This window comes from Pseudoalteromonas sp. N1230-9 (assembly GCF_032716425.1).
Classification (GTDB): domain Bacteria; phylum Pseudomonadota; class Gammaproteobacteria; order Enterobacterales; family Alteromonadaceae; genus Pseudoalteromonas.
Genome location: NZ_CP090419.1, coordinates 1 through 21,561 on the forward strand (window position 1 = coordinate 1; position 21,561 = coordinate 21,561).

Genomic DNA, 21,561 nt, shown 5'->3' on the forward strand with positions numbered 1-21,561 from the left:
GTGTATCTGTCGGTTTGGCAAAGTTGTTTATATGTATTGCAAGATGAATTGCCGTCGCAGCAATTCAGTATGTGGGTAAGACCACTTCAAGCAGAAAGTACCGAAGATACGTTAACTATATATGCACCAAATCGTTTTGTATTAGATTGGGTGAGAGAAAAATATTTAAACCGTATTAATGAATTGCTTGTTGAAATTTGTGGCGATGAAGCACCTGAACTTCGTTTTGATGTTGGTAGTAAGCCTATTCTAAATGCCCAAGCGGCAACGATGCCCGCTGCAGCTGAAGTAAGTGCGCCAGTGAATTCACAACACACAACTGAAAAACAACAGCCAAAGCCTGAGAAAAAAGCAGTAGAGCCTGCTCCTAAATCAGGCTATAAATCAAATATTAAAGAAAATTACACCTTTGATAGCTTCGTTGAAGGTAAATCAAACCAATTAGCAAAAGCTGCAGCAACTCAAGTTGCAGATAACCCAGGTTCAGCATTTAACCCTGTATTTATATATGGTGGTACTGGCTTAGGTAAAACACATTTATTGCATGCTGTTGGTAACGGTATTATGGCTAATAAGCCAGACGCGAAAATTGTTTATATGCACTCAGAACGATTTGTGCAAGACATGGTTAAAGCGCTACAAAATAATGCCATCGAAGAATTTAAACGTTATTACCGAAGTGTTGATGCATTGATGATCGATGATATTCAATTTTTCGCTAATAAAGAACGCTCACAAGAAGAGTTCTTTCATACCTTCAACGCTTTGCTTGAAGGAAATCAACAGATTATATTAACTTCAGACCGCTACCCAAAAGAGATCGAAGGGGTTGAAGATCGCCTTAAATCACGTTTTGGTTGGGGCTTAACAATTGCTATTGAGCCGCCAGAACTTGAAACGCGCGTTGCTATTTTGATGAAAAAAGCGCAGCAAAGTAAAATAAATTTACCTCACGAAGTTGCCTTTTTTATCGCGAAAAAATTACGCTCAAATGTGCGTGAATTAGAAGGGGCGTTAAACCGCGTTATTGCTAATGCAAATTTTACTGGTCGTCCAATTTCAATCGACTTTGTAAAAGAAGCGCTACGTGACTTACTTGCGCTGCAAGATAAACTGGTAACGATAGATAATATTCAACGTACTGTTGCTGAGTATTACCGTATTCGTGTGTCAGATTTACTATCTAAACGTCGTAGCCGTTCAGTCGCAAGACCACGTCAAGTGGCGATGGCATTGTCAAAAGAGCTAACAAATCATAGTTTACCTGAAATAGGTGATGCATTTGGTGGTCGTGATCACACAACTGTATTACACGCTTGTCGTAAAGTTAAATCACTACGTGATGAAAGCCACGAAGTGAAAGAAGATTATCAAAACTTAATAAGAACCTTGTCATCTTAAGGCCGACTTTATTATGCAAATAACAATATCAAGAGAGCAATTTTTAAAACCTTTAGTTCAAGTGTCAGGTGCGATTGAGCGTAAGCACACCTTACCAATTTTATCGAACGTTTTGTTAGTTGTTGAAAACGGACAACTTTCAATGACAGGCACAGACCTTGAAATTGAGTTAGTGGCCAGTGTTTTTGTTGGTGAAGATACGGCAGATACCAAGCTAACTTTACCAGCTAAAAAATTACTCGATATTTGTAAAAGTTTACCCGATGGCTCTGACCTTACGTTAAGTAGCCAAGATCATCAGTTACTACTAACAAGTGGTAAAAGCCGTTTTTCTTTAACAACGTTGGCTGCTGAAGATTTTCCGAATCTTGAGCAGTGGGATGGTGAAGTTGAATTTCAACTAACACGTTTAGAGCTGCGTAAGCTTTTAGAAAGCACGCATTTTTCTATGGCGAATCAAGACGTCCGTTATTACTTGAACGGTATGTCATTTGAGGTTGATAACGCAGATATTAAGACAGTGGCGACAGATGGTCACCGTTTGGCGATTGCACAAAAACAATTACCACAATCTTTAAATACGCAGCGTCAGTTAATTATTCCACGTAAAGGTGTGCAAGAAATTATGCGCCTAATGGTGGCTGATGATGAGCTAGTAACCATTCAATTTGGTGCTAACCATATTCGTATTATTGATACTGAATTTACGTTTACCAGTAAACTGGTTGATGGTCGTTTCCCTGATTATCGTCGAGTCTTGCCGCGTGGTGGTGACAAAGTCATTACTGCTAATCGTGAATGGTTGCGCAGTGCTTTCCAGCGTGTGTCTATTTTATCGAATGAAAAATTCCGTGGTGTACGTTTAAACCTATCTGAAGGTTTATTAAAAATTACAGCAAACAACCCTGAGCAAGAACAAGCTGAAGAGGTGGTTGAAGTAATGTACCAAGGCGGCGAACTTGAAATTGGCTTTAACGTTTCTTACGTGCTTGATGTACTTAATACATTAAAAACAGAAGATGTAACGTTTACGCTTGCAGACTCTAATAGCAGTGCGCTAATTGAAGGTGCGGGCGACGAAGAAGCTATGTACGTTGTTATGCCGATGCGCCTATAAGCTTGTATGAGTTTAAGTCATTTAAGCCTCAATAATTTTCGTAATATTGAGGCGCTGACACTTGAGCCAGTAAATGGAATTAATATAATTTATGGCGAGAATGGCAGCGGAAAAACCAGCCTCCTTGAGGCGATATATTTCCTTTCTCACGGTAAATCATTTCGTACCGCCAAACATAAAAATATTATTCAGCATCAACAAGACAAGTTTGTAATTCATGGTCGCAAAGCGCTGCATGATTTGTCTATTCCGATTGGTATAAGTAAGAACCAAGCGGGTGAAACATTTTTAAAGATCCAGGGTAAAACGAGCCGTAAAATTTCTGAGTTAGCCCAGCTAGTACCTGTGCAAGTTATTACTCCAGAAAGCTATTCATTGTTCTTTGGTGGCCCAAAAGAGCGCAGAAAGTTTCTCGATTTAGGATTGTTCCACGTGGAACATGACTTTTTTTATTTATGGCAATCCTTTAATAAAGTGCTTAAACAGCGTAATGCTTTATTGAAAAGTAAACCTAGAGATTATTTCGAACAGATCAAGTTTTGGGACAAAGAATTTGTTAGACTAGCTGAACAAATAAATAATTTAAGAATCGCGTATATAAGTAGGTTTAAGCAGCAGTTTTTTGATAAAATGTGTGCAGAATTAACGCTTGTAAGCGATTTAGAAATTAACTTTCATGCGGGCTGGAAAGAGAGTGAAACGCTCTCAGAGGCGCTTGAGCAAAGCTTTGAACGTGATGCCAAACAAGGCTTCACAAGTAAAGGTCCGCATAAAGCTGATTTTAGTTTTAGTGTTTCTGGTAACAGTGTAGAAAATACATTTTCTCGCGGTCAATTGAAGCTCTTGCTTTATGCGTTAAAAGTAACGCAAAATAGCTTAATTGAGTCAGAAACAGATAAGCAATCTATATTGCTAATAGATGACTTACCTTCAGAATTAGGTGAAGATACAAAAGAAAAAGTGGGTCAGCTTTTGACTCATTGCGATTCGCAACTTTTTATCTCATCAATTTTATCTGAAAGTATTTCTGCTGTGGTGGAACCCATGCAACGAGAACTAAAAATGTTCCACGTGAAACATGGCAACCTAATAACAAGATAAGTGGGATTAACCATGTCTGAGAATTACGATTCGTCGAGTATTAAAGTACTTAAAGGATTAGACGCAGTAAGAAAGCGTCCAGGAATGTATATAGGGGATACCGATGACGGTACAGGCCTTCACCACATGGTGTTTGAGGTTGTTGATAACTCTATCGATGAAGCCTTAGCTGGTCATTGTGATGATATTTTTGTAACGATTCACTTAGACGGTTCAGTCTCTGTAAGAGATAACGGTCGTGGTATTCCTACATCTATTCACGAAGAAGAGGGAGTGTCAGCAGCTGAAGTTATCATGACAGTACTTCATGCTGGTGGTAAGTTCGATGATAACTCATATAAAGTATCGGGCGGCTTACACGGCGTAGGTGTTTCGGTGGTAAACGCTCTTTCTGAAAAGCTTCAACTAACAATTCGCCGTGAAGGTAAAGTACATCAACAAACTTATACTATGGGTGTACCAGATGCGCCATTAGCTGTAATTGGTGATGCAACTGACACAGGTACTGAACTACGTTTCTGGCCAAGTGGTGAGACATTCACTGACCTTAACTTTCACTACGATATTTTAGCAAAGCGTCTACGTGAGCTTTCGTTCTTGAACTCTGGTGTAAGTATCATTCTTACTGATGAGCGTGAAGAATCTAAGAATGACCACTTCAAATATGACGGTGGTATCCAAGCATTCGTAGAATATCTAAACCGTAACAAAACACCTGTACATAAAAGTGTTTTCCACTTTACCCATGAGCGTGAAGAAGACGGTATTAGTGTAGAAGTTTCAATGCAGTGGAACGATGGTTTCCAAGAGAGCATTTACTGTTTCACAAACAACATTCCACAACGTGATGGTGGTACGCACTTAGCTGGCTTTAGAGCGGCATTAACGCGTACGCTAAATAACTACATGGAAAAAGAAGGCTTTAACAAAAAAGCGAAAACAACAAGCAATGCGACGGGCGATGATGCACGTGAAGGTTTAACTGCGGTTGTAAGTGTTAAAGTTCCTGATCCTAAGTTCTCATCGCAAACTAAAGACAAACTAGTATCAAGTGAAGTTAAGTCTGCTGTAGAACAAGCAATGGCAGAAAAACTAACTGAGTTTTTATTAGAAAACCCAATTGATGCTAAAACAGTTGTTGGCAAAATTATTGATGCAGCACGAGCTCGTGAAGCAGCGCGTAAAGCTCGTGAAATGACACGCCGTAAAGGTGCAATGGATTTAGCTGGTTTACCAGGTAAATTGGCAGACTGCCAAGAAAAAGATCCAGCACTTTCTGAACTATACATAGTGGAGGGTGACTCTGCAGGTGGTTCAGCTAAGCAGGGTCGTAACCGTAAAAACCAAGCTATCTTGCCACTTAAAGGTAAGATTCTTAACGTAGAAAAAGCACGCTTTGATAAGATGCTTTCTTCTCAAGAAGTCGCAACTCTAATCACAGCTCTAGGCTGTGGTATTGGTCGTGATGAATATGACCCAGAAAAACTACGTTATCATCGTATTATCATCATGACCGATGCGGACGTGGATGGTTCTCACATTCGTACCTTACTTCTTACTTTCTTCTATCGTCAAATGCCAGAGATTGTAGAGAAAGGCTTTATTTATATTGCACAACCGCCACTTTATAAAGTGAAAAAAGGTAAGCAAGAACGCTACATTAAAGATGACCCAGCGCTTGTTGATTACTTAACATCATTAGCATTAAACAATGCTGCACTTTATACAAGCGAAGGTGCATCTGCACTTGAAGGTGAAGAATTAGAAAGAATTGTTCACGACTATCAAAATACAGTTAAAGTGATTGAGCGCTTAAAACGTAAATATCCAAATTCGGTTATGGAACGTTTAATTTATCAAAGCGAAATTACCGAAGCTGATTTAGCAGATGAAGCAAAAGTTAAAGAGTGGACTAACATCCTTGTTGACGACTTAATTGCACGTGATGAAGATGCAACTATCTTCCACGCCGGCACTGAGCACGATACTGAGCGCAACATGTATTATCCTGTTGTGAATATTCGCCAGCATGGTGTGGATAAAGCACATGTACTAAACCATGACTTCATCACATCTCGTGACTACAAACGCATTGCAGCGACAGGCGTAAACATTGCTAACTTACTTGAAGAAGGCGCATATGTTCAACGTGGTGAAAAGACCTTAGCTGTTGATAACTTTGTGGATGCATTAGAGTGGTTGATCAATGAATCGAAGCGTGGTCTTTATATTCAACGTTATAAAGGACTTGGTGAGATGAACCCAGATCAGCTTTGGGAAACCACCATGGACCCAGATGCACGTCGCATGTTGAAAGTAACAATTGAAGATGCCGTAGCTGCAGACCAATTGTTCGCGACTCTAATGGGTGACCAAGTTGAGCCGCGTCGTGACTTCATCGAAACGAATGCGCTACGTGTAGTTAACCTAGACGTATAACGCTAAATTAAGAATTAAAAAGGAGCCTACAGGCTCCTTTTTTTATTGCTGAAAAAGCACAAACTGCTTAAAACCTTACTGCACACAAGGTATACTGAGAGCAATTTTCAGACTAAACGCACCAGATACTATAAGCCAAATATGCAAAAATATGACGTTAAAACCTTTCAAGGTTTGATCCTGGCTTTACAGGACTATTGGGCACAGCAAGGCTGTGTGATTGCTCAACCACTCGATATGGAAGTGGGAGCAGGGACATTTCATCCGTTAACTTTCTTAAAGTCAATTGGCCCTGAGCCAATGTCGAGCGCGTATGTTCAACCATGCCGCCGTCCAACTGATGGTCGTTATGGTGAAAACCCGAACCGTTTACAGCACTACTACCAATTCCAAGTAGTATTAAAGCCATCACCAGAAAACATCCAGGAGCTGTATTTAGGCTCATTAGCTGCTGTTGGTATCGATACACTAACTGATGAAGTTCGCTTTGTAGAAGACAACTGGGAGTCACCTACATTAGGTGCTTGGGGTCTAGGTTGGGAGATCTGGTTAAACGGCATGGAAGTAACTCAGTTCACTTACTTCCAACAAGTTGGTGGCTTAGAGTGCTCACCAGTGACCGGTGAAATCACTTATGGTCTTGAGCGTTTAGCAATGTATATACAGGGCGTAGATAGTATCTATGACCTAGTATGGGCAGACGGTCCTATGGGTCGTGTAACATACGGTGATGTATTCCATCAAAATGAAGTAGAGCAGTCAGCTTATAACTTCGAACAAGCGGATGTTGAGTTCTTATTTGCACAGTTTGATCACTGTGAAAAGGAAAGCGAAAAGCTAATTGAAGCAGGCTTACCATTACCCGCTTATGAGCAAGTAATGAAAGCATCACATGCGTTTAATTTATTAGACGCTCGTCACGCTATCTCAGTAACAGAACGTCAACGTTATATCTTACGTGTTCGTGCTTTATCAAAAGCATGTGCGCAAAGTTACTATGATGCCCGTGAAGCTCTTGGTTTCCCGCTTTGTAAGGATTAAGAATTAGCATGTCAGCAGAAAATTTATTAGTAGAAATTGGCACTGAAGAGTTGCCACCGAAAGCACTTCGTAAACTTGCTGAGTCGTTTGCTGAGAACTTAGCAGCTGAGCTTGCAAGCTTAGAGTTAAATCATCAAGGCGTTAACTGGTACGCATCACCTCGTCGCTTAGGGTTACGTGTTACTGCACTTGAAGCTAAGCAAAGTGACAAGGTTGTAGAAAAGCGCGGCCCTGCAGTTGCAGCAGCGTTTGATGCCGATGGTAGTCCAACTAAAGCAGCAATGGGTTGGGCTCGTGGTTGTGGTATCGATGTAAGCGATGCGCAAACACTAGAAACAGATAAAGGCGCTTGGTTATTACATAAAGCACAGGTTGAAGGTCAAGCAACGACATCGCTTATGAGTGATGCTGTAAACAAAGCACTTGCTAAATTACCTATCCCTAAACCAATGCGTTGGGGTGCAAATAAAACACAATTTATTCGCCCAGTGCACACTGCAACTATTTTGTTTGGTAGCACGCTAATCGAAGGCGAAATCCTTGGTAAGCAAGTTGGCAACCAATTACAAGGTCACCGTTTCCATCATCCAGAAAGAGTCACAATCAACCACGCTGATGATGTGTTTGATGTGCTGAAATCTGCTTACGTTGTCGCTGACTTCGAAGCGCGTAAAGCACAAATTCGCGAACAGATTGAAGCAGCAGCTAGCGCTGTAAATGCAAAAGTAGCGATGGATGAAGACTTACTTGAAGAAGTAACATCGTTGGTAGAATGGCCAGTAACACTGACAGCAACATTCGAAGAAGCATTCTTAGATGTTCCTTCAGAAGCCCTAATCTATACCATGAAGGACGACCAGAAGTACTTCCCGCTATTAGACCAAGAAGGCAACTTACTTAATAAGTTCCTATTTGTTTCAAATATCGAAAGTAAAGATCCAAGCGTGGTCATTGCCGGTAACGAAAAAGTTGTTCGCCCTCGTTTAGCTGATGCACAGTTCTTCTACGAAACGGATAAGAAGAAAACGCTGGAGAGTCGCCTAGAATCGCTAGATACTGTTTTATTCCAAAAGCAACTTGGTACGCTGAAAGATAAATCTGAGCGTATTAGTGAACTTGCAGGTTACATTGCAGAGCAATTAGGTGCCGATGCAGAGCTTGCTAAGCGAGCAGGTTTATTAAGTAAAACAGACTTAATGACCGAAATGGTTATGGAGTTTACCGACGTACAAGGTGTAATGGGTATGCATTACGCTCGTCACGACGGTGAAGCCGAAGAAGTTGCACTCGCGCAAAATGAACAATATATGCCACGTTTTGCGGGCGATAATTTACCAACAAATGTGATCAGCTGTGCTGTCGCAATTGCTGATAAGTTTGATACGCTGGTGGGTATTTTTGGTATTGGTCAAGCGCCAAAAGGCGACAAAGACCCATTTGCACTTCGTCGTGCTGCCATTGGTGCATTACGCATCATGGTAGAAAAATCATTACCGCTAGATATCTTAGACCTTGTTGCTAAGTCACAAACGCTATTCGGTGAAAAGCTAACAAACCTAAACGTATCAACAGATGTGTTTGAGTTTATGCTAGGCCGTTTCCGCGCATGGTATCAAGATGAAGGTATTGAAGTTGATGTCATTCAAGCTGTGCTAGCACGTCGTCCAACTAAACCAGTTGACTTCGACCGTCGTGTTAAAGCGGTAAGTCACTTCCGTACACTAGACGCAGCAGAAGCGCTTGCAGCAGCAAATAAACGTGTAAGCAACATCTTGGCTAAGAATGACATCACAACGCAAGGTGATGTAAATGAGAGCCTATTAAGCGATGATGCAGAAAAAGTATTAGCGTCACACGTTGCTAAGTTTGCAACTGAGCTTGCTCCTCTATATGCAAATGGCGATTATCAAGAAGCATTGTCACAACTTGCGGGTATCCGTGAGAGTGTTGATAACTTCTTCGATAATGTCATGGTAATGGCAGATGACGAAGCGGTTAAACAAAACCGTTTAGCATTATTAAGCCAACTAAGCCGTCTGTTTTTAGATATTGCTGATATTTCTGTACTTCAGAAGTAAGTAGTAGCCAATTAATAAAAGCCAGCTTTGTGCTGGCTTTTTAGTAGCATAAGGAACAGTAATGAAACGTGTAATTACTTTAGCATTAGCAGGTTTATTAACAGCCTGTACGAGCCAAATACAAATGCCAAGCATCGACGACATGCTGCCCAGTAAAGACTTAGATCGTACCATGTACTTGCGTGGCGACTTTACGTTATGGGATGCTGAACCACAATATATACTAGAGCAAGTTGCATCAGGTATCTTCCAAGCAGAAGTAACGTTCTCAACACCAGGAAAAGTCTATGAATTTAAAGTGGCTGATGCTAACTTTAGTCAAGGCTATAACTGTGGTTACAGTGACATGGACCCCGCAGGACAAGCACTATTATTAGGTCAGGCTGCTATTGCCGATTGTAATACTATTTACAACTACTTTAGTTTTAAACCAGCTACAAAAGGCGTGTATGTAGTGAGCTTTGATTACCGCAATAGTAATAAGCCAAAAGTGACAGTTACTAAAAAGTAACTGGAGTTTTTGAGTGGGTTTTTAATTGGTAAAGGTAACAATTAAAAACCCACTCTAATCTTGTTTATTTAGCCTATAGTCCTTTCTTCAGCAAATATCTAAATGGCGCCTGCTCAACATCTTTAGCCACTAGCGTGTGATCCATAAAAGTACAAAAGCTTGGGATATCGCGGGTGGTTGATGGGTCGTCGGCGATGATAAGTAATGTTTCGCCATCTTTCATTTTACGTACTGCACCACGCACCATCATGACAGGTTCTGGACAACGTAGGCCAAGTGCATCTAATTGGTGATCGGGATTATCAAAACTCATGGCTGACCTTTTAGGTGAAAGAGACGATTATTAAGCGGCTATTTTAACTTTCTATTGCCGCCAGTTTCAATAAGTGAAAGCAAAGCAAATAAAAAAGGCGCACTGAGCAATTCAGTGCGCCTTTTTATCACCAAGATGTTTGGTGTGAGCTCGTTATTCTACGCGCTCAAATACAGTTGCAATACCTTGGCCTAAACCAATACACATAGTTGCTAGACCGTATTTAGCGTTCTTGTCTTCCATTAGGTGAACAAGCGTTGTGCTAATACGTGAACCAGAACAACCAAGTGGGTGACCAAGTGCAATTGCACCACCATTTAGGTTAACTTTCTCATCTACCACGTCCATCAGACCTAGGTCTTTTAATACTGGTAGAGATTGTGCTGCGAATGCTTCGTTAAGCTCTGCAACATCGATATCGTCAATAGTGATACCTGCTTGTTGAAGTGCTTTTTGCGATGCTGGTACAGGGCCGTAACCCATGATTGATGGATCGCAACCTGCAACAGCCATTGATTTAATACGCGCACGAATTGGTAAACCAAGTTCTTTTGCTTTTTCTTCGCTCATTACAAGCATTGCTGACGCGCCGTCAGAAAGTGCAGAAGACGTACCTGCTGTTACGCTACCTGATGCAGGGTTGAATACAGGGCGTAGTTGCGATAAGCCTTCAACAGTTGTCTCTGGGCGGATTACTTCATCGTCTTCAACTAAGATTAAAGAACCATCTGCATCGTGACCTTCCATTGCTAGGATTTCACGACGGAAACGACCTTCAACAGTTGCTGCGTGTGCACGTTGGTGTGAACGGTAAGCAAATTCGTCTTGTTGCTCGCGGCTAATGCCGTGCAGCGTAGCAAGGTACTCAGCAGTTAAACCCATTACACCAGCAGCTTGTGCTACAGACGTTGATAAACCTGGGTGAAAATCATTACCGTGAGTCATAGGTACGTGACCCATGTGCTCAACACCACCAATGATGTAGGTATCACCAGCGCCAGTCATTATAGCGCGTGCTGCATCGTGTAATGCTTGCATTGATGAACCACATAAACGGTTAACTGTAACAGCTGGTACTGAGTGAGGAATACCGGCTAGTAGTGCTGCGTTTCGAGCAATGTTAAAACCTTGCTCTAATGTTTGTTGTACACAGCCCCAGTAAATATCATCAATTGATGCTGGATCAACGGCTGGGTTACGGTCTAACAAACCTTTCATTAAGTGAGCACTTAAATCTTCCGCACGCTTATTTTTGAATACGCCGTTCTTTGAACGACCCATTGGTGTGCGGATACAATCTACGATTACTGGATTATTCATGTTAATTATCCTTCCACCTTATAGAATACACGGCCTTCTTCGGCCCACTTGCGAGTTTCATCAGATACTTGGTAAATCGCACCTAAGTGAGCGTACTTATCTGCTGTTGCAACAAAGTTCGCTAAACCAGTTTGATCTAAGTAACGGAATGCACCGCCTCTAAATGGAGGGAAACCTATGCCGTAAATTAGCGCCATGTCAGCTTCTTGTGGAGACGCCACGATACCTTCTTGTAAACAAAGTAGTACTTCGTTGATCATAGGGATCATACAACGGTCAATGATTTCTTGTTTATCAAAATCTTTAGGTGCATCAGTGATGGCACTTAGTAACTCAGTTGCTGTTGCATCTTGTGCCTTTTTAAGGCGACCACGGCGGTCTGGTGCATATTGGTAGAAACCAGCACCATTTTTCTGACCAAAACGTTTTTCGTTTGCAAATACAGTAACTGGGTCTTTATCTTGACGAGCCATACGCTCAGGGAAACCATCTGCCATTACACCAGTACAGTGGTAAGCCGTATCGATACCTACAACATCAAGAAGGTAGGCAGGACCCATAGGCCAACCAAATACATTTTCCATTACTTTATCAACTTTCGCGAAGTCAGCACCTTCAACAACAAGTTTGCTGAAGCCTGCAAAGTAAGGGAATAATACGCGGTTTACAAAGAAACCTGGGCAGTCGTTTACAACGATTGGTGATTTACCAAGTTTTAAAGCGTAATCAACAACCGCATTAATTGTTGCTTCTGATGTTTTTTCACCACGAATGATTTCTACTAATGGCATTTTTGGCACTGGATTAAAGAAGTGCATACCACAGAAGTTTTCTGGTTTTTCAAGTGCAGATGCTAACTCGTCAATACGAATTGTTGAGGTATTTGAAGTTAGGATAGTGCCTGCTGGTAAGTCTTTTTCAAGACCTGCAAGAACGGCTTGCTTCACTTTAGGGTTTTCAACCACGGCTTCAACAACAATATCAGCGCTTTGTAAGTCTGCATCGTTAAGCGTCGGTTTGATCTTGCCTAATGTAGCAACCATCTTTTCCATCGCCATATGGCCACGTTGTACTTTTTTACCAAGTAGCTTAGAAGCTTCGCCCATACCTAAATCAAGTGCATCTTGGTTGATGTCTTTCATGATAATAGGTGTGCCTTTATAAGCAGACTGATAAGCAATACCGCCGCCCATAATACCTGCACCTAATACAGCGGCTTGTTTAATTTCAAGTTCACTGTGCTTAGCTTGCTTCTTCGCTTTACCTTTAATGTATTGGTCAGCTAAGAAAATACCTGTTTGTGCTGCTGCTTCGCTTGTTGCTGCTAATTTAGCAAAGTTAGCGTTTTCAATCGCCATTGCTTCAGCGCGTTCACAGTTTGCAGCTGCTTTAATTGTTCTTACTGCCATAACGGGTGCTGGGTAATGACCTTTTGTCTGACCCATTACCATACCTTCCGCCATCGCAAAGCTCATGCCTTGCTCAACACGGTTCATTTTCAGTGGCTGTAATTTTACTTGTCGTTTTGCTTGCCAATCTAGCTTGCCAGCAATTGCTTGTTCAAGTGTTGATATGCTTGACTCTAGAAGTTTGTCAGCACTAACTACCGCGTCAAACGCACCAACTTTAAGTGCATCCGCAGCACGGTTTTCTTTGCCTGTGGTGATCCACGTCATCGCATTATCAGCGCCAATTAGGCGCGGAAGGCGAACTGTGCCACCAAAACCAGGCATAATGCCTAACTTAACTTCAGGTAGGCCAATTTTAGCATCAGTACTACCAACGCGATAATCGGTAGCAAGTGCCCACTCACATCCACCACCAAGCGCCATGCCGTTTACAGCACTTAACGTTGGGAAAGGTAAATCTTCAATAGCGTCAAAAACATCAGTTGCATTTTTGATCCATGCAACCAATTCTTCTTGCGGTTTAGTGAATGTAGGTAAAAATTCGAAAATGTCGGCGCCGATAATGAAATGATCTTTATCGCTGGTGAACACCATGCCTTTGATATCTGAGTTTGTTGCCAATTCTTTTAATGCTAAAGCGCAATCTTGCAAGGTTTGCTGCGAAAGTTTGTTTACTGAACCGTCGGCACAGAACTTAAACTCGGCGATGTTGTCCTTGATGAAAGCAACTTCAAATGAATCGCTTTTATATAACATTATTATTCTCCCTAGTTAATTAACTAAGACTGGTACGATGAGTTTGCATTTCAATCAGTGTGCTTGCTTTAAAATGAAAATGCAACGAAAAATTTACTGCGCTTTATCGCGATTGGTTAAAATATAGCTGGTTTGGTGCTAAGGTGTAGGAGAAGTTTTTTGTTATTAATTCTTTAATTTTTGTTAAAGGTCATCATGAAAAAACAACTCTTTGGTTGGACAGCTGCCGCATTAATTTTTCCTTTTTTTGCAGCTGAAGCCAACGATAAACATGACGCTTTTTTAAAAGCAGAAAAAAAGGCGCGTTACGGTGATTATGACGATATGAAAGAGGCGGCCAATGGATTAGACCACCCGCTAAAGCCTTACGTCGAAAAAGCCTATTGGCAACGAAACCCAAGTTTGAAGCATCAAACAGAAATAGAAAACTATCTTAATGTTTATCGTAATACGCCATTAGAGTGGCCTGTGCGTAAAGCATGGCTTAACTATTTAAAACAGTACAATAAAAAAGCCGCTTATATTCGTAATTACAGAGAGACCAGTAATAACGAATTGACTTGTCCTTATTTAAGTTTTCAATTGGACTTAGGTGCGCCTAAAGAAGCAATAATGAATCAAGTTAGTGATTTATGGGTGGTAGGGCATTCTCAACCAAAAGAATGCGACACACTTTTTTCACTTTGGAAAAAAGAAGGTTATCAAACACAAGAACGTATTTGGCAACGAGTTTCTCTCGCTGCAGAAGGCGGTACGTCAAGCTTATTGCCTTACCTAAAGTCATTACTCCCTAAAGATGAGCAGTACCTAGCTGATTTATATTTAAAAGTACGCAAAGACCCGAGTGCTTCGGCTGGTTTATATCGCTTTAAGAAAAAGACAGCCAAAGAAGGGCAAATAGCATTATACGGGGTGAAACGCTTAGTTTGGCGTGATAAAGAATTAGCGCTTCGAGCATGGGAAAAGCTTGAAAAAATGTTTGTTTACACGGAAGAACAAAAAGCAGATGTGTACTACAACTTTGCACTATCGCTTGCCTCAAGTGGGCATAAACAAGCTCGCTTTTGGTTAAATAAGGTGCCTAAAGAGCGTCAAACAACGAAGTTAATGCAGTGGCAGCTTGCTAATATGCTCGAACTGCAAGATTGGTCTGGTATTGTGGCATTTTTTACCGGTAAAGAAAACCTAAGCCTAGGTCAGCAATATTGGTTAGCATATAGCTTAAATCAGCGTGGCGAAGTTGAAGATGCCCGCGCTCTTTGGCAAAAAATTGCCAAAGAGCGCGATTATTACGGCTTTTTAGCGTCTGCCCGATTAGGTATTCCGGTTAGTTTAAACAATCAACAGTTGCAAATTTCTGATAAGCTCCAACTAGAGGTCGCAAATGCACCAGGCTTTAAGCGTGCGCGTGCACTCTATGAGCTTGAGCGCTACACGTCAGCTCGCAGGGAGTGGAATTACTTAACAGGTACATCAACCAAAGAAGAAAAACTCGCGGCATCAATACTGGCTGCTGAGCTTGATTGGTATGACAGCACTATTTATACCTTGGCACAAATTAAAGAATGGGATTATGTTGATTTGCGTTTCCCATTTGCGTTTAAAGATGTATTTGAGAGCTACAGTAACCGTAATCATATAGACATGGCATGGAGTATTGCAATTTCACGTCGTGAAAGCTCATTTGCGCCCGATGCCCGCTCTCATGCAAACGCCTATGGTTTAATGCAATTATTACCGAGTACTGCTAAATACATTAATAGAAGTACTGTTTCACGCCGAAAATTGTTTCACCCTAAAACGAATATTCGTTTAGGAAGTGAATACTTGAAATATTTAAAAAAGAAAAATCGTGGCAACGAAATATTAGCAACCGCTTCTTATAATGCAGGTTATCACCGTATTAAACGTTGGATCCCTGAACAAGCAATGCCTGCAGAGTTATGGATTGAACTTATACCTTATACTGAAACTCGCAATTACGTGAAGAATGTATTTGCTTACAGGCAAGTTTACCATACGCGTTTAGGGCGAGATGGTAATGTGCTTGCGCCAATTTTAGATATGAAAATGGGCGGCTGACTAATTGACCTTAACCCCCTGTGTTGGGCGTTAAGGTCGACTATGATAGACTGCGACTAAGTCGAATTTACTTATATGGGTTTACTATGGATAAATTAGCGGTGTTATATGCCGAACATATTGCAACCTTGCAACAGCGCACGCGTACAATTACAGAGCGTGAAGGTTTAGAAGGCCTTGTTATTCACTCTGGTCAGGCAAAGCGCCAGTTTTTAGATGATATGTACTACCCGTTTAAGGTTAACCCGCAATTCAAAGCTTGGTTACCTGTAATTGATAACCCTCATTGTTGGATAGTTGTAGACGGTGCATCTAAACCAAAGCTGATATTTTATCGCCCAGTTGATTTTTGGCATAAAGTACCTGATGAGCCTCGTGATTTTTGGGCTGAGTATTTTGATATTGAATTATTAGTACAGCCAGATCAGGTAGAAAAACTGCTTCCTTACGATAAGGCAAAATTTGCCTATATCGGTGAATATTTAGACGTAGCGCAAGCGCTGGGTTTTAGCATTATGAACCCAGAGCCAGTTATGAACTATTTGCACTTTCATCGTGCCTATAAAACACAATACGAGCTTGAGTGTTTACGTCAAGCTAACCGTATTGCCGTCGATGGTCATAAAGCGGCACGTGATGCTTTCTTTGCTGGTGGCTCTGAATTTGATATTCAACAGGCTTACTTAATGGCGACGCGTCAAAGTGAAAATGAAATGCCATACGGTAATATTGTTGCGCTTAATGAAAACTGTGCAATCTTACACTACACGCACTTTGAGCCTAAAGCGCCAGAGACACATCGCTCATTCCTAATTGACGCTGGTGCAAATTTTAATGGCTACGCAGCTGATATCACGCGTACTTATGATTTTAATCAGTCGGGTGAGTTTAGTGACTTAATTAAGGTCATGACGGAGCATCAAATTGCCTTAGGTAAAGCATTAAAACCTGGTATGTTATATGGCGAATTGCATTTGGACTGTCATCAGCGTGTAGCACAGGTGTTGAGCGACTTTAACATTGTGAAGCTACCGGCGGCTGAAATTGTTGAACGTGGTATTACGTCAACGTTCTTCCCGCATGGTCTTGGCCATCACCTCGGCTTACAAGTGCATGATATGGGTGGTTTTATGGCTGATGATAAAGGTGCACATCAAGCACCACCTGAAGGACACCCGTTCTTACGTTGCACTCGCTTAATCGAAAAGAACCAAGTCTTTACTATTGAACCGGGTTTATATTTTATTGAATCGTTACTGGGTGACCTTGCGCAAACCGATAATAAACAGTTTATTAACTGGGAAAAAGTTGAAGCGCTTAAACCATTCGGCGGTATCCGTATTGAAGATAATATTATCGTTCATGATGATCGCTTAGAAAACATGACCCGTGATCTGCATCTAGACTAATAAAAACGAGATTAACAAGAGGGGCCAAATGGCCCCATTTTTTTGGATAGAAGAATATGTCTGAATATCAATATCCGGCAGAGCCTGTTTTTTACCAAGAAGAAATAAAAAAAAGTACATTTATTGTGCATATTGCCCATACTCCTAACTTAGAGTCAGCAAAAGCATTCATCAAAGAAATTCAAAATAAATACAGTGATGCGCGTCACAACTGTTGGGCACATGTTGCAGGAAACCCAGGTGGTAGCCATGTATATGGCTTTTCAGATGATGGAGAACCTAATGGCACCGCAGGAAAACCAATGCTTAATGTGCTGACGGGGTCTGGAATTGGTGAGATCACCGCTGTTGTTACGCGTTATTTTGGTGGTATTAAGCTGGGTACCGGTGGACTTGTGCGTGCTTATGGCGGAAGTTTAAACAATGCCATGCGTGAGCTTAAAACAATCACCAAAGTACCGAGCGTTGAGTTAGTCGGCTACAGTGATTACAGTGCTCAGGGAGCCATAGAGCAGTTGTTGAAAAGCCAATATCAAGTATTAAATATAGAAAAACAGTTTGCTGAAAATATTGCTTGGAAAATCCAAATAGATAGTCGCCAAGTAGAGCTGGCAATCAAAGAGATACATGAGTTAACACATGGTGCCGTTGAGTTCGCCGTTAAAAAAGATACGCCATGAAATAAACATACAGCGTTTACTTACAGTTAAGCCTGTAAGACAATAAACTCTAATAGCTAAATCAGATATTTAAAAAGCGATACGCACAGATGCAATTTCGTACCATAATAAAAATCCTAGGCCAGCTGGTGGCTTTATTTAGTATCACCATGGTGCCGCCAGCACTGGTATCTTTAATCTATAAAGATGGTGGTGGTGTGCCGTTCGTTCTTGCGTTTATTTTTAGTGTTGTTATTGGTTTAGCAGCGTATTACCCAAACCGCCATGAGCATGGCGACTTAAAAGCGCGCGAAGGCTTTTTAATTGTGGTGTTGTTCTGGTTGGTACTTGGCAGCTTTGCGGCTGTACCATTAGTTTTTTTACAAGAGCCAAGTTTGTCGTTAGCTGACTCTGTGTTTGAGGCATTTTCAGGCCTTACAACAACAGGGGCAACCGTTTTAACCGGGATTGAGTACCTACCAAAATCAGTGCTTTTTTATCGCCAACAACTACAGTGGCTTGGTGGTATGGGGATCATCGTACTTGCCGTTGCTGTGTTACCCATGCTTGGGGTCGGTGGTATGCAGCTGTACCGTGCCGAAACTCCTGGCCCAGTTAAAGATTCAAAAATGACGCCCCGTATTGCCGATACCGCCAAACACCTTTGGTACATTTATGTGTCACTTACTATTGCGTGTACGCTTGCCTATTGGGGAGCGGGAATGGACTGGTTTGATGCTATTTGTCATGCTTTCTCAACGATTGCGATTGGCGGTTTCTCTACTTATGATGCGTCTATGGGGCAGTTTGATAGTCCACTGATTAACTTTATATGTGTGGTGTTTTTACTTATTGCCGCAATAAACTTCTCGCTGCACTATGCGGCGGTATCCTCGCGCAGTATTCGTGTTTATTTACGTGACCCTGAATTTAAAGTGTTCTTACTTATTCAGCTCGCTCTAGTGATTGTCTGTTTTACTGTACTGTCATCTAATAACATTTATGCAGACGGTGACGAAACATTAGATCAAGCTATGTTCCAGGCCGTGTCAATGAGTACCACCGCAGGTTTCGCTACAGATAACTTTTCTGCATGGCCATTGTTTTTGCCTATTTTATTAATATTCTCAAGCTTTATTGGTGGTTGTGCAGGGTCTACCGGTGGCGGAATGAAAGTTGTGCGTGTGTTCTTACTTTACTTACAAGGTATTCGTGAGCTTAATCGTCTTGTACATCCGCGTGCAATTTATTCAATTAAACTAGGTCGCAAAGCACTTCCAGATAAAGTGGTAGAAGCTGTCTGGGGATTCTTCTCAGCCTATGCTTTAGTGTTTGTGATTATCATGTTGGCACTAATGGGCACAGGTATGGATAACATTAGTGCGTTTTCAGCAACCGCAGCGTGTCTAAATAATTTAGGTCCAGGCTTGGGTGAAGTTGCCGCCCATTATGGGGCGATATCCGATACTGCTAAGTGGTTATTGACCATCGCAATGGTATTTGGTCGTCTTGAAATTTTTACCTTGCTGGTATTGTTCACTCCAACTTTCTGGCGTGGTTAGTGAGCCGTTTATATTTTAAAGGACTTAATGAATGGCAAAGACACAGCTACAGCGTAATTTAGATAAGCTAGCTTATATACCTGCAGGTAGTATTGTTGATGTTGAGATAATCACTCCGATAGATAGTAAGCGAGTTAAAACGGAGTTTATAGGTTTACTCAACGAACAACATATTATTCTTAATTACCCCTCAGCAAGGCGATTAATTAATAGTGGCGAGTTGATCAAAGAAGGTGTGATGGTCATTGTGCGCGCAGTGCTCGAAAGTGGCGGTGGGCAGGTGATTGCATTTCGCCAACAAATTAAGGCCGTCGCTTCGCACCCGTATCGTTTAATTTTTTTAGACTTTCCGAAACACGTTCAGTTATTCAGTCTTCGCAGTGAAACCCGTATTCCAACACTCTTCAGTGCTTGTTTAAACACCGATGAGCAGAAATACCAAGGACTCATTAAAGATATCTCTCTTACAGGCGTTCAGTTTGATATTAAAAGTGATGTCGATCTCAGCTTTCTAAAAGAACAAAGCTGTAACCTTGTACTAAATAAACATGAATTTGCTGGAAAGGTGTGCAGTGTTCGTAAAAATGCGTCTAGCTACCAACTAGGACTTCAGTTAAATACGGGTGAAGAACAAATGAAGTCATTCATGAAAGAGCACCTGATAGACTTTTCAGTACTTGACTGAAGCCATTCACTTTCCCTGATCCGCCGTTTTGCAACAAAGCGGTTGTTTTTTATACTTTTATTAGAAATAAAGTAAAAAAATTTTCGTAAATTATTAAAAAGTCAAATAAATCAGCTAGTTAAATTTAAAAAATATTTTTATTTATTTTTATTATTTTCACCGTTCATACAAGGTTTAGACTCACGTTCGAACATTTTTAGTGTTTAGGTAGCTAATTGCACTCAATGTCTCTGTTTTATATTTTTTAACTTCATGATTAATAAGGAAATAATTTTTTAAGCTTTATGTGTGTTGCTAAAAAGCAACAGAAAATTAGCTCATTTCCCACGTAAAATCACCAAATTCGCTTTAACTCAATGAAAATTAAGGAATTTTAAACTTTGGCATCGAAGTTGAAATAGTCTTAGCGAACACAGAGAAAAGTGATTAGAAGTTTCACACTTCTAACACAGTTAAGGCAACATTGAAGGAATAGTGATTATGAAAACAGTAAACAAAACATTTGCACTTTTAGCTCTAGTATCTTCTTCAGCAGCATTTGCAGCGACAGATTTCGAAACACTTGATGTTAACGACGATGGTGCAATTAGCCAAAGTGAAGCGTCAGTTGATGCAACTTTAATGAGTCAGTTTAAAGAATTAGACACAGATGGTAACGGCGAACTTTCTGAAGAAGAATTCGCAAACGCATAATTTTACAGTAGGGAAACTTTGAAAAGGATTTTCTACATAAGACAACACACTTTGAAGGAATAACATTATGAATACAGTAAATAAAACATTAGCACTAGTCGCACTTGTATCTTCATCTGCAGCATTTGCAATGAGCGATTTTGACACATTAGATGTGGATGGAAACGGTGCCATCAGCCAAAGCGAAGCATCAGTTGATGCAGAGTTAATGAGTATTTTCACAGAACTTGATACAGACGGTAACGGTGAGTTATCAAAAGAAGAGTTCTCTAAAGCTTAATGATGTATTTAGTAAACCCATTAATTTAGCTGATTAGTTCTGAGTTGCCAAAGACAACCTAAATGGATAAGGGAATCCATGATAAAGGATAGCAAGGAGAGTGTGATCAGCTAACACTTTTTTGAGTAGATATTGAAGGATTATGATTATGAAAACAGTTAACAAAGCACTAGCACTTATCGCATTAGCCTCTTCGTCAGCAGCATTTGCAGGCACAGATTTCGATACATTAGATGTAGACGGAGATGGTGTTATCAGTCAAAGCGAAGCATCTGTCGATGCTAACATCATGGCGCAATTTAAAACCCTTGATGTAGATGGCGATGGCGTACTCACTGAAGCCGAATTTTCAGAAGCAGAGTAAAACAAACTCGCAATTAACCAGTTTCCATTGAACAGGGATCTCAGAAACGGATTTCACTCTTAAAAAATGAAGGTAATTATTATGAAACAGATCAATACAACACTTGCAATTTTAGCACTAGCAACTTCATCAGCGGCATTTGCACAAGGTGTAAGCTTCTCAACGTTTGACACTAACAGTGATGGTGTTATCAGTAAAGAAGAAGCATCAGCAAATGTGCAACTAGAGAAGCTATTCCCAGAGCTAGATACAGATGGCAATGGTGAGCTTTCTAAAGAAGAATTTGCACAGATTCAATAGTTAAGTTTTTTCACTTCAAGAGTCGTAAAGCAGCTAAATCA

19 protein-coding genes are annotated in these 21,561 nt (G+C 40.9%); 16 read left to right on the forward strand and 3 right to left on the reverse strand.

Annotation, left to right across the window (positions count from 1 at the left end; all coding sequences use genetic code 11):
* From dnaA to LY624_RS00035, 7 genes are all read left to right on the forward strand, one after another.
* Positions 1 to 1,401 carry a chromosomal replication initiator protein DnaA gene (gene dnaA / locus LY624_RS00005; RefSeq protein ID WP_130149248.1) on the forward strand — a complete coding sequence of 467 codons (1,401 nt, stop codon included), beginning with the start codon at positions 1 to 3 and terminating at the stop codon, positions 1,399 to 1,401.
* Positions 1,402 to 1,414: 13 nt separating this feature from the next.
* Positions 1,415 to 2,518: a DNA polymerase III subunit beta gene (gene dnaN / locus LY624_RS00010; protein WP_341803604.1), complete on the forward strand. Its 1,104-nt coding sequence runs from the start codon at positions 1,415 to 1,417 to the stop codon at positions 2,516 to 2,518.
* A 6-nt stretch (positions 2,519 to 2,524) separates the two neighbouring features.
* The gene (gene recF, locus LY624_RS00015) at positions 2,525 to 3,619 is read left to right on the forward strand and encodes a DNA replication/repair protein RecF (protein WP_130149246.1); all 1,095 of its coding nucleotides are present in this window, start codon (positions 2,525 to 2,527) and stop codon (positions 3,617 to 3,619) included.
* Positions 3,620 to 3,631: 12 nt separating this feature from the next.
* The gene (gene gyrB, locus LY624_RS00020; RefSeq protein WP_130149245.1) at positions 3,632 to 6,058 is read left to right on the forward strand and encodes a DNA topoisomerase (ATP-hydrolyzing) subunit B; all 2,427 of its coding nucleotides are present in this window, start codon (positions 3,632 to 3,634) and stop codon (positions 6,056 to 6,058) included.
* Positions 6,059 to 6,199: 141 nt separating this feature from the next.
* On the forward strand, positions 6,200 to 7,099 hold the full coding sequence (gene glyQ, locus LY624_RS00025; protein WP_054554789.1) for a glycine--tRNA ligase subunit alpha: 900 nt from the start codon (positions 6,200 to 6,202) through the stop codon (positions 7,097 to 7,099).
* An 8-nt stretch (positions 7,100 to 7,107) separates the two neighbouring features.
* Entirely contained in the window at positions 7,108 to 9,177 is a 2,070-nt protein-coding gene (gene glyS / locus LY624_RS00030) for a glycine--tRNA ligase subunit beta (RefSeq protein ID WP_130149244.1), read from the forward strand.
* Between the two features lie 61 nt (positions 9,178 to 9,238).
* The gene (locus LY624_RS00035) at positions 9,239 to 9,688 is read left to right on the forward strand and encodes a hypothetical protein (RefSeq protein WP_130149243.1); all 450 of its coding nucleotides are present in this window, start codon (positions 9,239 to 9,241) and stop codon (positions 9,686 to 9,688) included.
* A gap of 73 nt (positions 9,689 to 9,761) precedes the next feature.
* Here LY624_RS00035 and tusA read toward each other — a convergent pair whose 3' ends face one another.
* The 3 genes from tusA to fadB form a co-directional block, all read right to left on the reverse strand.
* The gene (tusA, locus tag LY624_RS00040; protein WP_130149242.1) at positions 9,762 to 10,001 is read right to left on the reverse strand and encodes a sulfurtransferase TusA; all 240 of its coding nucleotides are present in this window, start codon (positions 9,999 to 10,001) and stop codon (positions 9,762 to 9,764) included.
* Between the two features lie 153 nt (positions 10,002 to 10,154).
* Entirely contained in the window at positions 10,155 to 11,321 is a 1,167-nt protein-coding gene (fadA, locus tag LY624_RS00045) for an acetyl-CoA C-acyltransferase FadA (RefSeq protein WP_062568452.1), read from the reverse strand.
* 5 nt (positions 11,322 to 11,326) lie between these two features.
* Entirely contained in the window at positions 11,327 to 13,486 is a 2,160-nt protein-coding gene (gene fadB / locus LY624_RS00050) for a fatty acid oxidation complex subunit alpha FadB (RefSeq protein WP_130149241.1), read from the reverse strand.
* A 195-nt stretch (positions 13,487 to 13,681) separates the two neighbouring features.
* Here fadB and LY624_RS00055 point away from each other — a divergent pair, with 195 nt between their 5' ends.
* From LY624_RS00055 to LY624_RS00095, 9 genes are all read left to right on the forward strand, one after another.
* Positions 13,682 to 15,568 carry a transglycosylase SLT domain-containing protein gene (locus LY624_RS00055; protein ID WP_341803605.1) on the forward strand — a complete coding sequence of 629 codons (1,887 nt, stop codon included), beginning with the start codon at positions 13,682 to 13,684 and terminating at the stop codon, positions 15,566 to 15,568.
* 86 nt (positions 15,569 to 15,654) lie between these two features.
* Positions 15,655 to 16,977: a Xaa-Pro dipeptidase gene (gene pepQ / locus LY624_RS00060; protein ID WP_130149239.1), complete on the forward strand. Its 1,323-nt coding sequence runs from the start codon at positions 15,655 to 15,657 to the stop codon at positions 16,975 to 16,977.
* Between the two features lie 56 nt (positions 16,978 to 17,033).
* Positions 17,034 to 17,657, forward strand: coding sequence for a YigZ family protein (locus LY624_RS00065; RefSeq protein ID WP_130149238.1), 624 nt, complete (start codon positions 17,034 to 17,036; stop codon positions 17,655 to 17,657).
* Between the two features lie 89 nt (positions 17,658 to 17,746).
* Positions 17,747 to 19,198 carry a TrkH family potassium uptake protein gene (locus LY624_RS00070; RefSeq protein ID WP_130149237.1) on the forward strand — a complete coding sequence of 484 codons (1,452 nt, stop codon included), beginning with the start codon at positions 17,747 to 17,749 and terminating at the stop codon, positions 19,196 to 19,198.
* 31 nt (positions 19,199 to 19,229) lie between these two features.
* Positions 19,230 to 19,883 (forward strand): flagellar brake domain-containing protein, encoded by a 654-nt coding sequence (locus tag LY624_RS00075; RefSeq protein ID WP_062568446.1) that lies wholly within the window; start codon positions 19,230 to 19,232, stop codon positions 19,881 to 19,883.
* Positions 19,884 to 20,363: 480 nt separating this feature from the next.
* Positions 20,364 to 20,576 carry a calmodulin gene (locus tag LY624_RS00080; protein WP_130149236.1) on the forward strand — a complete coding sequence of 71 codons (213 nt, stop codon included), beginning with the start codon at positions 20,364 to 20,366 and terminating at the stop codon, positions 20,574 to 20,576.
* Between the two features lie 67 nt (positions 20,577 to 20,643).
* The gene (locus LY624_RS00085) at positions 20,644 to 20,856 is read left to right on the forward strand and encodes an EF-hand domain-containing protein (protein ID WP_062568443.1); all 213 of its coding nucleotides are present in this window, start codon (positions 20,644 to 20,646) and stop codon (positions 20,854 to 20,856) included.
* A gap of 148 nt (positions 20,857 to 21,004) precedes the next feature.
* Positions 21,005 to 21,220 carry an EF-hand domain-containing protein gene (locus tag LY624_RS00090; protein WP_062568442.1) on the forward strand — a complete coding sequence of 72 codons (216 nt, stop codon included), beginning with the start codon at positions 21,005 to 21,007 and terminating at the stop codon, positions 21,218 to 21,220.
* An 81-nt stretch (positions 21,221 to 21,301) separates the two neighbouring features.
* On the forward strand, positions 21,302 to 21,520 hold the full coding sequence (locus LY624_RS00095) for an EF-hand domain-containing protein (RefSeq protein ID WP_062568441.1): 219 nt from the start codon (positions 21,302 to 21,304) through the stop codon (positions 21,518 to 21,520).
* The last annotated feature ends 41 nt before the right edge of the window (positions 21,521 to 21,561 follow it).

Coding starts and splice junctions, on each gene's coding strand:
- dnaN (WP_341803604.1), top strand. CDS start 1,415: ATGCAAATAACAATATCAAGAGAGCAATTTTTAAAACCTTTAGTTCAA.
- recF (WP_130149246.1), top strand. CDS start 2,525: ATGAGTTTAAGTCATTTAAGCCTCAATAATTTTCGTAATATTGAGGCG.
- gyrB (WP_130149245.1), top strand. CDS start 3,632: ATGTCTGAGAATTACGATTCGTCGAGTATTAAAGTACTTAAAGGATTA.
- glyQ (WP_054554789.1), top strand. CDS start 6,200: ATGCAAAAATATGACGTTAAAACCTTTCAAGGTTTGATCCTGGCTTTA.
- glyS (WP_130149244.1), top strand. CDS start 7,108: ATGTCAGCAGAAAATTTATTAGTAGAAATTGGCACTGAAGAGTTGCCA.
- LY624_RS00035 (WP_130149243.1), top strand. CDS start 9,239: ATGAAACGTGTAATTACTTTAGCATTAGCAGGTTTATTAACAGCCTGT.
- tusA (WP_130149242.1), bottom strand. CDS start 10,001: ATGAGTTTTGATAATCCCGATCACCAATTAGATGCACTTGGCCTACGT.
- fadA (WP_062568452.1), bottom strand. CDS start 11,321: ATGAATAATCCAGTAATCGTAGATTGTATCCGCACACCAATGGGTCGT.
- fadB (WP_130149241.1), bottom strand. CDS start 13,486: ATGTTATATAAAAGCGATTCATTTGAAGTTGCTTTCATCAAGGACAAC.
- LY624_RS00055 (WP_341803605.1), top strand. CDS start 13,682: ATGAAAAAACAACTCTTTGGTTGGACAGCTGCCGCATTAATTTTTCCT.
- pepQ (WP_130149239.1), top strand. CDS start 15,655: ATGGATAAATTAGCGGTGTTATATGCCGAACATATTGCAACCTTGCAA.
- LY624_RS00065 (WP_130149238.1), top strand. CDS start 17,034: ATGTCTGAATATCAATATCCGGCAGAGCCTGTTTTTTACCAAGAAGAA.
- LY624_RS00070 (WP_130149237.1), top strand. CDS start 17,747: ATGCAATTTCGTACCATAATAAAAATCCTAGGCCAGCTGGTGGCTTTA.
- LY624_RS00075 (WP_062568446.1), top strand. CDS start 19,230: ATGGCAAAGACACAGCTACAGCGTAATTTAGATAAGCTAGCTTATATA.
- LY624_RS00080 (WP_130149236.1), top strand. CDS start 20,364: ATGAAAACAGTAAACAAAACATTTGCACTTTTAGCTCTAGTATCTTCT.
- LY624_RS00085 (WP_062568443.1), top strand. CDS start 20,644: ATGAATACAGTAAATAAAACATTAGCACTAGTCGCACTTGTATCTTCA.
- LY624_RS00090 (WP_062568442.1), top strand. CDS start 21,005: ATGAAAACAGTTAACAAAGCACTAGCACTTATCGCATTAGCCTCTTCG.
- LY624_RS00095 (WP_062568441.1), top strand. CDS start 21,302: ATGAAACAGATCAATACAACACTTGCAATTTTAGCACTAGCAACTTCA.